Genomic DNA, 16,036 nt, shown 5'->3' on the forward strand with positions numbered 1-16,036 from the left:
TTTTATACGATTGATGCCATTTCGTCGAAGCTAAATCGTGGCGAACGTGGATAAATACCCTCCGGGTCGCCATATCCAAGATTACATAGGAAATTCGACTTTATGTCGGTTCCAGCGAAGAATTCGGCGTCGACGGCGGCATTGTTAAAGCCCGACATTGGCCCGCAATCCAAGCCAAGCGCGCGGGCTGCCAGAATAAAATAGCCGCCTTGCAGGCTGCCATTTCGAAATGCCGTCGTATCGGCGTGCTCTTTTTTGCCGACAAACCAGCTTTTGGCATCGGCCGGCGGATAGAGACGCGGCAGATATTCGTAGAATTTCAAGTCGTAGGCGATAATCGCGGTTGCTGGCGCGGCCATTGTTTTATCGACATTTCCGGGGCTGAGGTGCGGTTTTAGACGCTCTTTCGCTTCCGGCGATTTCACGAAAACAATTCGAGCGGGCGAACAGTTGACGCTCGTCGGACCCCATTTCATATGCTCGACAATCTGCTTCAATAGATCATCAGGCACGTCGCGCGGCTGCCATTTATTGTTTGTGCGGGCTTTATCAAACAATTGATCGAATGCGGCATGATCGAGTGGTGTGGTCATTTCCATTTCCGTGGTTGTTTTTAGGTCCAGAAACGAAGAACCCCGCCGAGGCGGGGTTCAAAGGAAGAAATTCTCAGTTTAGACCGGTTCTACAGCCTGCACTTCCGGCAAGAAATGCTTCAGGAGATTTTCGATGCCGTGCCGCAGGGTCGCGGTCGAGCTTGGACAGCCCGAGCAGGCGCCGCGCATGTGCAGGTAGACGACACCGTCGCGGAAGCCTGAGAAGGTGATGTCGCCGCCGTCCTGTGCGACAGCGGGGCGCACACGGGTTTCGAGCAGCTCCTTGATCGTGGCGACGATCGATTCGTCTTGCGGATCGTAGTTTTCGGCGCTGCTGTCGTTGGCGTCTTCCTCGTCCGTAGCCGTGGCGCCGGACATGTAGTGCTCCATGATCGCGCCGAGGACCATCGGCTTCAGGTGCTGCCACTCGATGTTGCCTTTGGTCACCGAGATGAAGTCTGAGCCAAGGAACACGCCGTTGACGCCGTCGATCGCGAAAAGCCGGGCTGCAAGCGGCGAGGCTACAGCGTCGCCTTTCGAGCGGAAATCGGCGGTGCCGTCAGCGAGGACGTCACGGCCGGGGATGAACTTCAGCGTTGCCGGGTTTGGCGTCGCTTCGGTCTGAATAAACATGCTGGCCTCACTTCGTGTCCGGTGAATGAGCATCGCCCGCCGGCGGGTGATTGGAAGGCTTCTAATATAGGTACGCCAAATGGCCGTGTCGAGGTTATCGCCCGGCTCGGATCTGTGGCCAATTTAGGCCAATGCCTTGATTTCCGCGAGTGAAAGTTGGCCCGGAACGACCGTTACGGGAACCGCAAATCCGCCGCCCGCACGGCCTGCCGCCAGGGATGCGACAAGGGGTCCGGGGCCTTTGGCGTCGATGGACGCGCCAAGCACCAGAATCGCGATGTCTTCGTCTTCGGCGATGAGCTTGTTGACCTCTTCGGCGGTGCGGCCTTCGCGGATTACGTCTTCGGTTTCGACAGCCTCGAAACCGGCGTGGGCAAGCTTACGGCGGAAGAGGCGGAACAGGGCCTTGGCTTTCGTCGTCTCTTCGTCGATCTGCATCTGACGGACGCCCGCCCAGTTCTGCAGTTCGCTCGGCTCAATGACGTAGAGCATGATGATCATGCCCGAAGAGCGTTGGACGCGGCTCGCGGCGTAATAGAGCGCGCTTTCGACTTCCTGGCTCTCGTCGACGACGATCAGGAACTTGCGGCGATGGCCTTCTTCGAATGAGCGACGCGGTTTCATGGTCCGGATGCTGCCACTCCCGCCCTGCGGCTGCAATGGCGGCAAGTGCTGCCGCCATATGCAACTTCAGGGAACGTGTGGGTAAGCGATCAGCTGCGGATGAAGCCGACGATATCCTTGACCTTGTCCATGATCGGCGACGCGATTTCGCGGGCGCGCGCCGAGCCGTCACCCAAGACGCGGTCGATCTCGGCAGGGTCGGCTGACAGCCGCTTGATCTCGATAGCAATGGGTTCGATGCGGGCGACGAGCGCGTCCGCCAGGACCTTCTTGAACGACGAGAACTGTTGACCGCCGAACTCGGCGAGAACGGCATCAACGGGCTTATCGACAAGCGTCGCGTAGATGCCGATCAGGTTTTCGGCTTCCGGGCGACCCGCGAAACCTGTCTCGTCGCTCGGCAGCGGTTCGGGATCGGTTTTGGCTTTCTGGACCTTTTTCGCGATCGTATCGGCATCATCCGTTATGTTGATGCGCGAGAGGTCGGATGGGTCGGACTTCGACATTTTTTTCGTGCCGTCGCGCAGGCTCATGACGCGCGTCGAGGACCCGGTGATGACGGGCTCCGGCTGGGGGAAGAAAATGCCGTCGGCGAAGCCGTTCTCGATGATCGAAGCCGAATAGTCGTTGTTGAACTTCTGCGCGATGTCGCGGGCGAGTTCCAAATGTTGCTTCTGGTCTTCGCCGACGGGAACGTGCGTCGCCCGATAGGCGAGAATGTCGGCGGCCATCAGGTTAGGATAGGCGTACAGGCCGACGGATGCCTGCTCGCGATCCTTGCCGGCTTTCTCCTTGAACTGCGTCATGCGGTTGAGCCAGCCCAGGCGGGCGACGCAATTGAAGATCCAGGCGAGTTCGGCGTGGGCGGAAACCTGCGATTGGTTGAAGAGGATGCTCTTCTTCGGATCGAGACCGGCGGCGATGTAGGCGGCCGTGACCTGACGGATTGCCGTTCTCAGCTCAGCGGGGTCCTGCGCTACCGTGATCGCATGCAGATCGACGACGCAATAGATGCACTCGTGGGTGTCCTGCATTTTGATCCAGTTGACCATCGCGCCGAGATAGTTGCCGAGATGCAGGCTGCCTGTCGGCTGCATGCCCGAGAAGACGCGCGGCGTGATTTTCATGGGATCCGTACCGGTGTTGAAATGATTTGGCGGCCTTATCGCGTGCATGCGGCCGCCGCGCAAGTCTTGCGCATTGCCTAACGTTGCTTGCGCACCAGACGGCCGAGCTGCCCGACCGTCATGACGCCGGTTGCCAAGATGATTAGGGCGTAAATGATCAGGCCGGCGCCGATCTCGATCCCGAGAATAGAGGCTTTTACCAAAAACCCCGTGTCATGCCCGTAATGGGGCAACAGCCAGTGGCTGATGGCGAGGAGGGCCGCGACCATGACCGCGCTGGCCAACAGGATCAGAGGGATGTTGCGCTTGATGCGGCTGTCGGCGACGAAATCGCCGTGGCGGCTCAGTGTGGCCCACAGCAGATAGGCATTGAGCCAGCCGCCGATTGCCGTCGCGATGGCGATGCCGAGCTGCGGCAGCATGCCGAGATGACGGAACATGAAAAACAGTCCGATCGAGCCGATGGTATTTGCCGTCAGGCTGATCACGGCGTAGCGCATCGGCGTCTTGGTGTCTTCGCGGGCGTAATAGGCCGGCGAAAAAACTTTGATCATCACGAATGCGGGCAGGCCGAGCGCAAACATCGCCAGCACAGACGCGGTGACGTGGGTATCTTTCGGGCCGAAAGCGCCGCGCTCGAACAGCACGCGGACGATGTCGGTCGGGATTGCGGCGAGCGCAAAGGCTGCGGGGACCGTCAGCAGCAGTGCGAATTCGAGCGAGCGGTTTTGGCTATCCATTACGGCCGCCGTGTTGCCGGCTCTGAGCTGGCGCGCGACGTCGGGCAGCAGCACGATGCCGACCGCAATGCCGACAATCGCGAGCGGCAATTCATAGATGCGATCGGCGTAATAGAGGTGGGACACGGCGCCCGGCTGAAGCGATGCGATGATCGTTCCGATGGCGATGTTGAGCTGGGTTACGCCACCGGAAATGACGCCCGGAATGCCGAGCCGGACAAGGTGGCGAACGTCGTTCGTCAGTCGCGGCCGGCGGATGCCGAGACGCATCCCAGCCCGGTGCATGCCCCATATCAGTACGGCGAGCTGCAGGAAACCGGCGACGAAGACGGCCCAAGCCTGGATGATGCCGGCTTCCGGTTCGGCCTTGTAGCCCATCCACATCGAGATCAGCGTCGCGACCATCATCACGCCGTTGAGCACGATCGAGACGGATGCGCTTTCGACGAAGCGGCCGACCGAGTTCAATGCGCCCGACATCAGCGCGACGAGCGACATGCAGAGTAGGTACGGCATCGTGATGCGGGTCAGCAGCACGGAGAGATCGAATTTCTCTGGCCGGGCATCGAAGCCGGGCGCCAACCCGTACATCAGAAACGGCATCGCAATTTCAGCGACGATGGTAACGATCAGCAACACGAAAAGGAGGCCCGCCATCGCGTCTTCGGCGAAGCATCGGGCAGCTTCCGGGCCGTCGCCTTCGAGTTTTTTGGCGAAGATCGGCACGAACGCCGAATTGAATGCACCCTCGCCGAAAAGGCGGCGAAAGAGATTGGGGAAACGAAAGGCGACGACGAAGGCGTCCGCGACCCAGCCCGATCCAAGCGTGGCGGCGATCAGGATATCGCGCATGAAGCCGAAGACTCGGCTTAGCAGCGTCAAGCCGCCGACGGTGGCAAACGATTTATAAAGATTCATCGAAAAGGTTCGCGTTGTGCCACAAAGCAGATTTGCCCTCTTAAACCGGCTTCAGGCCGTAGACATCCGGCAATTTGATGGCCCGGCGGCTGCCTTGTGGGCCGTGGCCGTGAAGTCACGCGCCGGCACAAGCATCAAACTCTGGCGGGCTCGGTCGCGCTTTTCGGGCGGGCGGGATCGAGGATTGATCTGAGGCGCGACCGCAACGTGGCCTGCCTGGTCTCGTTGATGACCTGCTTGCCGAGGAGGTCAGTGACGTAGAAGACGTCGACAGCTTTTTCGCCGAACGTCGTCACGTGCGCAGAGGAAATGTCGAGCGAAAGGTCCGACAGTGCCGACGTCAACTCATAGAGAAGGCCGGGGCGGTCGCGCCCGGACACTTCGAGCACGGTCAGGCGATCCGACAACGCGTTGTTGATGACGACTTCGGGTTCCACCGTGAAGGCTTCGACGCCGCGCGTGCCGATGCGTTTTTTCTTAAGCAGCGTCGATAGCCGTTCTTTGCCGTTGAGCAGGCTTTCGATGGTGTTGATGATGCGGCGAGATCGGCGCAGCTCATCCTCGTCGTCCTGGAATTCGCGATTGAGCAGGAAGGTATCGAGCGCGTAGCCGTCGCGGGTGGTCGTGATGTGAGCGCCGGCGATGTTGGCGCCCGCCGCGGCGCATGCACCTGCAAACAGCGAGAGAAGACGGGGATGGTTTGGCGCGAAGACCGTCAGCTCGGTGATGGCAGTGAAGGCATCGGTCTTGATGTTGGTAGCGAACTTGCCGCGCGATTGCATGGCATCGCGCAGGACATTCGCATGCGCGATCTGCGTCGAAAGATCGGTGCGAAGCCAATAGTTCGGATAATGCCGATCGATAAAGTCGTCGACGACGTCTGCTGGCCAATCGACGAGCGCCTGACGGAGTGCCGCCTGCGCTTTGTCGATGCGTTCGTCGCGCGGAATCTGGGTGTGGCCGCCCGCCACGAGCGGTTCGGTTTCATGATAAAGTGTGCGTAAAAGCTGGCCTTTCCAGCCATTCCAGACGCCGGGACCGACGGCGCGAATGTCGGCGCAGGTCAGCAGCAGAAGAAGCTTCAAGCGTTCCGGGCTTTGTACGATGTCGGCGAACGCGCGGATGGTGTCGGGATCGGAAATGTCGCGTGAGTGCGCAAAGTTGCTCATCGTCAGATGCTCTTCGAGCAGCCAGGCGACGAGATCGGTTTCGGCTGCCGTCAGTCCGAGACGCGGGCATAGCTTGCGCGCGATGCGGGCGCCGACGATCGAGTGGCTTTCCTTCCGGCCTTTGCCGATATCGTGGATGAACGCGGCGACGAGCAGGGCGCGGCGGTTTTGAATCGACGAGAAGATCGCCGTGCAAAGCGGCAACTCGCTTGCAAGCTCGCCGCGCTCGATAGCAACGATGTTGCCGAGCGTGCGCAGCAGATGCTCATCGACCGTGTAGTGATGATACATGTTGAACTGCATCATCGCGACGATGCGGCCGAATTCCGGCAGGAAGCGGCCGAGGACGCCCGCGTCATTCATGTGCCGGAGCGAGGCTTCTGGATTGCCTTTCGCCGTCAGCAGCGAAAGGAAAATGGCGTTGGCCTCGGGATCGTGGCGCAGCTTGTCGTCGATCAGGCGCAGCGAGCTGCGCAGCAGCCGGATGGCGTCGGGATGAAGATACGCGCCGGTGTTCGCGGCCTGCGCAAAGAAGCGAATGAGATTGACCGGATCGCGCGCGAAAACCTCGCGGTCGGTGACGTTGAGCCGATCGTTGTCGATGCGAAAATCGGTTTTCTCGCGGACTTCGCGGCGCGTTTTCCAGCTTAGCGGACTCAGCAGGCGCTTATATCCGGGCGATGTTTTCAGTTGCTGCATTTCCAGCGCACCGCACAGAATCGTCGTCAAATCGCCGACGTCCTTTGCGATCAGGAAGTAATGCTTCATGAAGCGTTCGACAGCGCGGAGACCTTCACGCGAGGTATAGCCGAGGTTCTTCGCCATCGCGGGCTGAACTTCGAACGACAAAACCTCTTCGGCGCGGCCAGTGAGGAAATGCAGGAAGCAGCGAACGCGCCAGAGAAAATCTTCGCAGCGGCGGAACGTCTGAACTTCTTCCGGCGTGAAGATACCAGCTTCGACGGCTGCTGCGCCGACTTCCTGATTGAAGATGTATTTCGACAGCCATTGCAGCGTATGGAGATCGCGCAGGCCGCCTTTGCCGTCCTTGATGTTGGGCTCGACCTTGTAGCGGCTTTCGCCCGCCCGGCGCGTGCGTTCGTCGCGCTCGGCCATCTTGGCGTCGATGAACTGGCGCGCGGTGCCTTTGACGACTTCGGCGCGGAAGCGATCCTCGAATTCGGCAAAGAGCTGCGTGTCGCCGAGGATCAATCGGGAATCGAGCAGCGCGGTGCGGATGGTGATGTCGGCCTGGCCGAGCTTCAAGCATTGATCGACCGTACGCGTCGCGTGCCCCACCTTGAAGCCCAGATCCCAGAGCATCAGGAGCATGTATTCGACGACACTCTCGCCCCACGGCGTCTGCTTGTAGGGAAGCAGAAACAGCAGGTCGATGTCGGAGCCCGGCGCCAGCAGTCCGCGGCCGTAGCCGCCTGTCGCCACGATCGCCATGCGTTCGGCATCGGAGGGATTGGTGGCGCGATAAACGTGCGTCACCGTGTAATCGTAGATGAGGCGCAGCAACTCGTCTTGAAACAAGCTCAGGCCCGCGGCGCAGCGGCGACCGTTGCCGTCGGCTTCGAGCGCGGTACGGGCAGATTCGCGCGCATTCTTGACGAGCCCTTTCAGGCTTTCCAGCACCTTGGGGCGCGCTTCCGCGTGGGAGGCATTGCTGGCATTGAAATACCCCGTTAACTCGCGGCGGGCGGCGAGCCGGTCAAAATAGGGCGGCGGGATGAGGACGTTCACGGTATCGTCGGTCAAGGCTTCGTCTTCTTCAAATTTTCGGCCAGAGCCTTGAGTTCATAGAGCTTCTCGAGCGCCGCTTTGGGCGAGAGATCATCAGGATGCATGTTCAAGAGCAGCTTTTCAACGGCAGAAGGCTCTTCGCCGGCCGATGCGCCGCCTGATGCGCCTTTGGGCCGCGCCGCAGAGAATAGCGGCAGATCATCAATACTTTCGTCCCCGGCTTTGGGCCGCCGGTCGGCTTTTTCAAGGCGGGCGAGCACCTGGCGCGCTCTGGCGACGACCGGATCGGGAAGGCCTGCGAGCTTTGCCACCTGGATGCCGTAGGAACGGTCGGCCGCGCCGGGCTTCACTTTGTGCAGGAAAACGATGGTGTCGTGCCATTCGGCGACGTCCATCGTGACGTTGGCGATGTCGTCGAGACGGCGGGCGAGTGCGGTCAGCTCATGGTAGTGTGTGGCGAAGAGGGCGCGGGCCTTCGTTACGCCGTGGAGATATTCGACTGTCGCCCACGCAATCGAAAGACCATCGAAGGTTGCGGTGCCGCGGCCGATCTCGTCGAGGACGACGAGCGAGCGTTTCGTCGCCTGATTGAGGATCGCTGCCGTTTCGACCATTTCGACCATGAAGGTCGATCGGCCGCGCGCCAGGTCGTCGGAGGCGCCGACGCGCGAGAACAGCCGGTCGACGACCCCGATGTGAGCCGAGCGTGCGGGCACGTAAGAGCCCATTTGCGCCATCACGGTGATGAGCGCGTTCTGGCGCAGGAACGTCGATTTGCCGGCCATGTTCGGACCGGTGACGAGCCAGATGCGGGCATCGGGAAGTTCGTTTTCGTCGGGATGTGCTTCTGGGGTGCCGCTGCGGCCGAGAATGCAATCATTCTCGATGAAGGCGGTCCCGCCCTGTTTCGCCAGCGCCTGCTGGACGACGGGATGGCGGCCGCCGCGAATTTCAAAGGCGGACGTTTCGTCTATGGATGGGCGCACATAGCCCTGTTCCAGCGCGAGCGATGCCAGAGACGTGTAAACATCGAGTTCGGCAAGCGCGGCGGCCGCTGCGCCGAGCGCGTCTGTTGCGGTTGAGATGTCTTCCGTCAGCGACGTGAAGATTTCTTGCTCAAGATTGAGTGCGCGTTCGCTGGCGGATGCAATCTGGCCTTCGGTTTCGAGCAGTTCGGAGGTCGCGAAGCGTACCGCATTTGCCATCGTCTGGCGGTGACGGAATCGCTCGGATAGCGGCGGCGACATCAGCGGTTTGGCGTTAAGTTGCGTGACCTCAATGTAGAAACCGAGAATATTGTTATGGCGCACGCGGAGCGTCTTGATGCCCGTTTCTTCGATGTAGCGGGTCTCAAGCTCAGCCATGACACGGCGGCTGTCGTTGCGCAGAGCGCGTGCCGCGTCGAGATCGGAATTGTAGCCTTCGCGGATGAAACCGCCGTCGCGGCGAAGCAGCGGCGGATCGTCGACAAGGGCATTCTTCAACGCGTGAGCAAGGGCTGCCGGAACGGCCTCAAGACGCGTGCTGATGGATTGCAGCTCGGGCGGCAACGGGAGCGGGGTTGCGGCGCGGTTCAGCATATTCGCGGCGTTGGATGCTGCGTCTATGGCGTCGCGCACGGCGGCAAGATCGCGCGGGCCGCCACGGCCGAACGTCAGTCGCGGCAGGGCACGCGCGAGATCGGGCGTGCCGCGCAGACAGTCACGAAGTTCGTCCATTAGACGCCGGTTGTCGACGAGAAAGGACACGGCGTCGAGACGGGCTTCGATGGGAGCGGGCGCAATCAGGGGGCTTGCAATTCGGGCTTGCAGTTCACGTGCGCCGCCGCCGGTAATGGTGCGGTCCATCGCGGCAAGCAAGGTCGAGGATTTGTCGCTCGACGTCGATTTCACGAGTTCGAGGCTGGCGCGGCTGGCAGCATCGATGAAGAGGGCCGCACTCCCCGACCGGCGCGGCGCTTGCAGCAGCGGCTTTCGCCCCATCTGCGTCAGGTCGACGTATTTCAGAACGGCGCCGACGGCGGCGAGTTCGCTGCGTGAAAACGAACCGAAACCGGCGAGATCGGCGACGCCAAGGCATTCTTTGAGATCGCGTGCGCCGGAAGCGCTATCGAAATAGGCGGATGGAATCGGCGTCGTCTTGCCGCCGGAATAATCGACCGTCCGTGTGAAGGTTTCCATGCCGATGAGCGTGTCGGCGGCGAGAACTTCGCTCGACGCCAGGCGGATCAGCTCGCCGGAAAGATCGACGCCTGACACTTCCGAGACCTCGAATTCGCCGGTCGAAATATCGATCGAGGCGAGCGCGACGCGGGCGTCCGGGAATGCGAGACCCAACTCAGCCGGGGTGGCGAGGAAAACGGCCGTCAGGTAATTGCGCGCCTTGGCGTCGAGCAGGGCTTCCTCGGTCAGCGTGCCGGGAGTCACGAGGCGGACGACGTCGCGTTTGACGACGGCCTTAGCGCCGCGTTTCCGCGCCTCGGCCGGGTCTTCGAGCTGCTCGCAAACCGCGACGCGGTGCCCTTGCTTGATCAACCTTTGCAGATATTCGTCGGCGCGGTGCACGGGGACGCCGCACATTGGGATGTCTTCGCCCCGGTGCTTGCCCCGCTTGGTCAGAACAATCGAAAGCGCCTCGGAGGCGATGACCGCATCGTCAAAGAAAAGCTCATAAAAATCGCCCATCCGATACCAAAGGAGACTATCGGGATTGGCCGCTTTGATTTCTAGGTATTGCGCCATGGAGGGCGTTGCCTCGGGCGTCGCGGGCGTAGTGCTGCTCTGCGACACTTCGGCAGGCGCCGACGGCGCCGATTCTGGCCGCCTGCTCTTGCGCGGCTCGTCGGTTCTGGACATCAAGAGATTACGTTTCAAATTGCCCTGTTCGGCTTTACGAAAGGCGCGAAAAGGAACGTCTCGCCGCCCCATCCAAGCGCTGGATATGCATAGGTTGCCGTCCCGGCTCCCGCAACCTATCGTGCCGGCCCTTATCCCCTGATGTGTGTTTGGGCAACACTGCCCTGGCGCACGAAATCCTGAACGGTCAACATCATGCCCTCCCTTCACCGCGCAGCCCACGTGACGGCTCAAGAAGCGCTTGCATTCCATGCCAACGGCAAGCCCGGCAAGCTGGAAATTACGCCAACGAAGCCGTTGGCGACGCAGCGCGATTTGTCTTTGGCATATTCTCCGGGCGTTGCCATTCCCGTTCAGGCCATCGCCGAAAATCCGCGCGATGCCTACGCCTACACGAGCAAGGGCAATTTCGTGGCCGTGGTGTCGAATGGCACCGCCATTCTGGGGCTTGGCAATCTCGGGGCGCTGGCAGCGAAGCCGGTGATGGAAGGCAAGGCGGCGCTGTTCAAGCGATTTGCCGACATCGATTCCATCGACCTGCTCGTCGATACGCCCGATCCGGAAGCATTCATCAATTCGGTGCGCTATCTCGGGCCGTCTTTCGGCGGCATGAACCTCGAAGATATCAAGTCGCCCGATTGCTTCGTGATCGAAGAGAAGCTCAAAGAGCTGCTCGATATTCCCGTTTTCCATGACGACCAGCACGGGACGGCCATTGTCGTTGCAGCAGGCGTGCTGAACGGATTGCGCGTCGTCGAAAAGGATATCGGCGACGTGAAGCTTGTGTGCGCGGGCGCGGGTGCTGCGGCGCTCGCCTGTCTCAATCTGCTCGTGAAGATAGGTCTCAAGCGCGAGAACATCTACGTTTGCGATATCAAAGGTCTCGTCTACGAGGGTCGCAAGGAGCTGATGGACCCCTATAAGGCGCCGTTTGCTCAGAAGACGAACGCCAGGACGCTGAGCGATGTCATCGGCGGCGCCGATATTTTCCTCGGATTGTCGGCGGCCGGCGTGCTGTCGCGAGAGATGGTTACGCAGATGGGACCAAAGCCGCTCATCTTTGCGATGGCCAACCCGGATCCTGAGATCACCCCGGAAGAAGTAAGGTCGGTGCGCACCGATGCCATCATGGCGACTGGGCGTTCGGACTACCCGAACCAGATCAATAACGTTCTGTGCTTTCCATTCATCTTCCGCGGCGCGCTCGACGTGCATGCGACGACGATCAACGATGCGATGAAGATCGCGGCTGCCGAAGCGATTGCGGCGCTGGCGCGTGCCGAGGTGCCGGATCAGGTCGCAGCGGCGTTTCTCGGTGAGCGGCCGACGTTTGGTCCCGGATACATAATTCCAGCGCCGTTCGATCCACGCCTGCTGCCGCACGTCTCCGCCGCTGTCGCGAAAGCGGCAATGGATTCGGGCGTTGCGCGCAATCCGATCGTCGATATGGAAGGCTACGTTGCACGCCTCAATGCGCGGCTCGATCCGGTACAGGGCTGGTTGCAATCAACGTTCGACGCGGTTCGCAACGATCCCAAGCGCGTTGTGTTTGCCGAAGGTGAGGAGCCTGCCGTTATCCGCGCGGCTCATACATTCTTCCAGCAGGGCTATGGACAGCCTATCCTGATCGGGCGGAAGAAAGTCGTCACCGATCGCTTCCGCGAGCTCGGCATTCCGCTTCGCCGGGAATTCGAACTGATCGACACGAGCGAGTCACCGTTCCTCGATGAGTTTACCGAGTTTCTGTATGCGCGATTGCAGCGGCGCGGGTATCTGAAGCGCGACTGCGAGCGTCTGGTTACCAATGAGCGAAATGTTTTCGCTGCGCTCATGGTCGTACACGGGCATGCCGATGCGCTGGTCTCAGGCGTGACCCGCAACTGGACGAGCGTCTATGCCGACATACATCGGGTCATGGACGAGAAGCCCGGCCGCCACGTGATCGGCGTGTCGCTGGTGCTGATCCGCGGCCGCGCCGTGCTCATCGCCGACACGAGCATTCACGATTTGCCGACGGGCGAGCAGATTGCAGATATCGCCGTCGAAGCGGCGCGGGCTGCGCGTTATTTCGGCATCGAGCCACGAGTGGCGCTGCTTGCCTACTCAACGTTCGGGCAGCCGAAAAGCGAGCGTTCGGAGCAGGTGCGCCAAGCCGTGCGGCTTCTCGACGAGCGTCTCGTTGATTTCGAGTACGACGGCGACATGGCGGCCGACGTCGCGCTCAATCGCAGCCTGATGGAGCACTATCCGTTCTGCCGGTTGTCGGACACCGCAAACGTTCTGGTGATGCCGGCGTTCCACGCCGCGTCGATCTCGACGAAGATGATCAAGGAACTGGCGGGCGCAACGCTGATCGGGCCGATCGTTACCGGACTGTCGCATTCGGTGCAGATCTGCACGTTCGGCGCGACGGACGCGGACATCGTCAACATGGCGGCGCTGGCCGCTTATGGTGCTGCGAAGGAATAGCGGACTATTTCTGCCCGCTCACCCTACCCTCTCCCAACAGGGCGAGGGAATTTTGAGGTGGGAGTCGATCAGGCGTCGACGGCAATGCGGCTCTTGGTTTCGGCCGGGGCGCCGTAGTGATCGAAGTAGCGCGGATCGATTTTTGCGACCGGCATGATGACGAGCACGTCGGTCGTGCCGAACTGCCGGTCGATGACGGCGCCGTCCCCGAAATAGGCGCCCAGCCGCAGATAAGCCTTGATCAGCGGCGGCATGGCTTTCAGCGCTGCCTTCTGATCGATGTCGGCCATCGGCATCAGGTTCATCGAGACGCCGAGCGGATCGCGGGCGCTGGCGCGCCATTCGAGCGGCGCCAGGGCTTTGTGATGCAAGTAGCTCAGCGCCATCTTGTGGTCTTCGAGGTCGATGCCTTCGAAGCTGGCGCAGCCGATCATCACGTCGATGCGGTTTTCGCGGACATAAGTCCAAAGGCCGTGCCACAGCAGTTCAACCGATCGCTTGCTGCGATAGGGGGCGAGCACGCAGGAGCGGCCAAGCTCCATGAAGCGGTGGGTCGCCGCCTTGCTTTTGAGAAGAGGGGCGATGTCGTATTCGCCGGCGGAATAAAAGCCGGGGCCTTGCTCGGCAATTTCCTGGCGAAGAATGCGGTAAGTGCCGACGACTTTCGGACGTTCCGGACGGCCGGCGCGTCCTGGCATCGTCTTATCGAGATCAATGACAAGAAGATGATCGCAGAGCGCGTCGTAGGCGTCCTCATCGCGACGGCGGAATTGCGCGAGGCGGCTCGGCACCGCCGACATTTCTTCGAAAAAGACCTGATAGCGCAGACGTTGCGCAAGCTTGATCTCGGCCCAGGTACGGGCCAACCGCACTTCCAGATTGCCAACGCGGCCGTAGACCTTCGGCTCGATGTCGCGGGCAAAGCCCTTGAGACGGCGGGCGGGAGCGCTCAGCGCTTCGATGGCGGCAAGGCCCGCCGGGAGCTTTCCGAGACGGCCGGGCTTACGTTTGCTTCGGTCTGCAATTGCCTGCCACATCGGATAGAAATCCCCACGGTGCTCTAGCACACGCCGCTAGCACGATTCCGTGACAGTTTTTAGATCGAAACGTCCGCTGATCAAGCGGCAGGTGGTGCAGCACGGAGGGGTTGGGGCGCCCACCTGAGAAGCAGGTCGTGGAGATTGCGGGCGTCGAAGGGTTTGGCGAGGTAGTCGTCCATTCCGGCGGCGCGGCAACGGTCGCGGTCCTCGGCGAAGGCGTTGGCTGTCAGCGCGATGATCGGCGGACACGAGAGAGCCGCGTCCTTACGTTCCCGATAGAGCGCTTTGATCGATTTGGTGGCCATGATGCCGTCGATCTCGGGCATCAGAACGTCCATCAGCACGAGGTCGAACGCAGGACGTTTGCGCTCCAGCACTTCCCACATCACCGTGATTGCGGAACGTCCGTCCTCGACCACGGTCGCCGTGCCGCCGGCGCGTTCGATGATTTTGCAGGCGAGCAGGGCATTGATCTGGTTGTCCTCGGCAACCAGGACGCGAAACGGCGGGCAAGGGGCGCGGCGGAGGGCTGTTTCGGAGCCGTCCCGTCCGCTTTCCTCCGGCACGAGCGAACCGGCCGTGAGCGGCGGCGCGCCGGCCGCATGGAGTTCCACCCGGGCGGTGAAGACGGCGCCCTTGTCGGGGCCGGCCGAAGCGACGATGTCGCCGGACATGGCCTGGGCGATGCGTTTCGAAATCGCGAGGCCGAGGCCGGTGCCTGCCGGATTGCGGTTCATCGCGCTTGCATCTTGCTCGAACTCGTTGAAGAGGCGGCGGGCCGCGTCGGGCGAGAAACCGATGCCGGAATCGGCGACTTCTATAGCGATGCGCACGGCGTCGGGATTGGCAGGGGGATCATTCGCGATGGAGATGCCGACGGAGATGCCGCCCGTGTCGGTAAACTTTATGGCGTTCGACAACAGGTTGAGGATGATCTGGCGCAGCCGGATTTCGTCCCCCCGAACCCACTCGGGCACTGCGTCCGATATCGCCAAATTCAACGTCAACTTCTTGGCGGCAGCGTCGGGCGCCATGAGCTGCATCATCTGGGTCATGCAGTTCCGGAGCGAAAAGATCTCGTTCGCCAGTTCGAATTTTCCCGCCTCGATTTTGGAGAGATCGAGAATGCCGTCGATCAGACCGAGAAGGGCGCGAGCGGAATCTTCCGCAACGCGCGCATAGGTTCTCTGCTCTGGATCAAGCTGGGTATCGCGCAGCAGGCTGATCATGCCGATGATACCGTTCATCGGTGTGCGGATTTCGTGGCTCATGGCGGCGAGAAAGCGGGACTTCTCGCGATTGGCCGTCTCGGCGCGATCGCAGGCGCCGCGCAGCCGCTCTTCGATTTCACGCTCGACGGTGATGTCGCGGCCGACACTCTGGATTTCGATGGCGCCGTCCTGGGTTAAGACTTCCGTTTCGTCCCAGGCGATCCAGCGCTTGCCGCGCCGCGTAGGCAGAAGCTCAATCGTTCGCAAGTTGGTGGCCGACATGCCGGCGGTGGATTCGCTGCGTAGGATGTGCGGCCGGAAGCGCGAGCCGAGAATATCTTCGCTGCGCACCCCGAAGGCTTCAAGGAACGCCGTATTCGCAAAGACAAGACGACCGTCTTTCGCGCGGCGGACGATGAAGTCGCGCTGCGAATCCAAAAATTGGCGATAGCGGACGGCGTTGTCGGATAGGCGCCAATGCGCATCCTTGAGGTCTTCGATGTCATCGTCCGCACGCCTTGTATCGCGTTGCGCGACGGGCGTTTTCTGACGCCACAATTTCCAGGGCAGCGTGACGCTAAGGATCGCAGCCGCGGTCAGCACCGCGACGCCGACAAAAGCGGCAGTGAGGCCACTATCGAATGTCACGGCGCTCGAGACAAGACCAAGGACAAGCAAAAGCGTGCCGATGATAGCCGCCGTAGACGCGCACACGCGCCATGTCCAAGTCGCTCGCCTGTTTCCGCCGGGCGATGGCTGCATGTCCATACGCTCCCCGACAGGTCGCGAGTAAATCAGTTTTCGAAACAATTTCTTTGGCCCCTAAATGCCGGGGCACAGTCGGCCAGTGCACTTTTACAGAGTCTAAAGAGACGTGGTTAAGCGCACAGCGGCGGCGATCAAATCTG

10 protein-coding genes are annotated in these 16,036 nt (G+C 61.1%); 1 reads left to right on the forward strand and 9 read right to left on the reverse strand.

All coding sequences use genetic code 11. From position 1 onward, the window contains the following. Positions 1 to 2: 2 nt before the first annotated feature. The 7 genes from HYPMC_RS22105 to mutS form a co-directional block, all read right to left on the reverse strand. On the reverse strand, positions 3 to 593 hold the full coding sequence (locus HYPMC_RS22105) for a malonic semialdehyde reductase (RefSeq protein ID WP_013950378.1): 591 nt from the start codon (positions 591 to 593) through the stop codon (positions 3 to 5). 78 nt (positions 594 to 671) lie between these two features. Then, entirely contained in the window at positions 672 to 1,226 is a 555-nt protein-coding gene (locus HYPMC_RS22110) for a NifU family protein (RefSeq protein WP_013950379.1), read from the reverse strand. A gap of 123 nt (positions 1,227 to 1,349) precedes the next feature. After that, positions 1,350 to 1,850, reverse strand: a complete 501-nt coding sequence (locus HYPMC_RS22115) for a universal stress protein (protein ID WP_041300502.1) — start codon at positions 1,848 to 1,850, stop codon at positions 1,350 to 1,352. Positions 1,851 to 1,939: 89 nt separating this feature from the next. Next, the gene (trpS, locus tag HYPMC_RS22120) at positions 1,940 to 2,977 is read right to left on the reverse strand and encodes a tryptophan--tRNA ligase (protein WP_041300505.1); all 1,038 of its coding nucleotides are present in this window, start codon (positions 2,975 to 2,977) and stop codon (positions 1,940 to 1,942) included. A 77-nt stretch (positions 2,978 to 3,054) separates the two neighbouring features. Beyond that, the gene (gene murJ / locus HYPMC_RS22125; RefSeq protein ID WP_013950382.1) at positions 3,055 to 4,635 is read right to left on the reverse strand and encodes a murein biosynthesis integral membrane protein MurJ; all 1,581 of its coding nucleotides are present in this window, start codon (positions 4,633 to 4,635) and stop codon (positions 3,055 to 3,057) included. Between the two features lie 134 nt (positions 4,636 to 4,769). After that, on the reverse strand, positions 4,770 to 7,568 hold the full coding sequence (locus HYPMC_RS22130; protein WP_013950383.1) for a [protein-PII] uridylyltransferase: 2,799 nt from the start codon (positions 7,566 to 7,568) through the stop codon (positions 4,770 to 4,772). Further along, positions 7,565 to 10,660 (reverse strand): DNA mismatch repair protein MutS, encoded by a 3,096-nt coding sequence (gene mutS / locus HYPMC_RS22135; RefSeq protein WP_371199545.1) that lies wholly within the window; start codon positions 10,658 to 10,660, stop codon positions 7,565 to 7,567. The genes HYPMC_RS22130 and mutS overlap by 4 nt, the downstream gene beginning before the upstream one ends. Between mutS and HYPMC_RS22140 the strand changes: the two genes are divergently transcribed. Next, complete coding sequence (locus HYPMC_RS22140) at positions 10,604 to 12,877, forward strand: NADP-dependent malic enzyme (RefSeq protein WP_013950385.1); 2,274 nt, start codon at positions 10,604 to 10,606, stop codon at positions 12,875 to 12,877. The two genes, mutS and HYPMC_RS22140, sit on opposite strands and share 57 nt — an antisense overlap. A gap of 68 nt (positions 12,878 to 12,945) precedes the next feature. On the opposite strand, the gene HYPMC_RS22145 is transcribed toward HYPMC_RS22140, so the two are convergent. Together HYPMC_RS22145 and HYPMC_RS22150 are read right to left on the reverse strand one after the other, a co-directional pair. Beyond that, positions 12,946 to 13,914, reverse strand: coding sequence for a GNAT family N-acetyltransferase (locus tag HYPMC_RS22145; RefSeq protein ID WP_013950386.1), 969 nt, complete (start codon positions 13,912 to 13,914; stop codon positions 12,946 to 12,948). Between the two features lie 80 nt (positions 13,915 to 13,994). Continuing rightward, the gene (locus tag HYPMC_RS22150) at positions 13,995 to 15,842 is read right to left on the reverse strand and encodes an ATP-binding protein (protein ID WP_172636522.1); all 1,848 of its coding nucleotides are present in this window, start codon (positions 15,840 to 15,842) and stop codon (positions 13,995 to 13,997) included. Positions 15,843 to 16,036 lie beyond the last annotated feature (194 nt).

Source organism: Hyphomicrobium sp. MC1, assembly GCF_000253295.1.
In the GTDB taxonomy this organism is placed as follows: Bacteria; Pseudomonadota; Alphaproteobacteria; order Rhizobiales; family Hyphomicrobiaceae; genus Hyphomicrobium_B.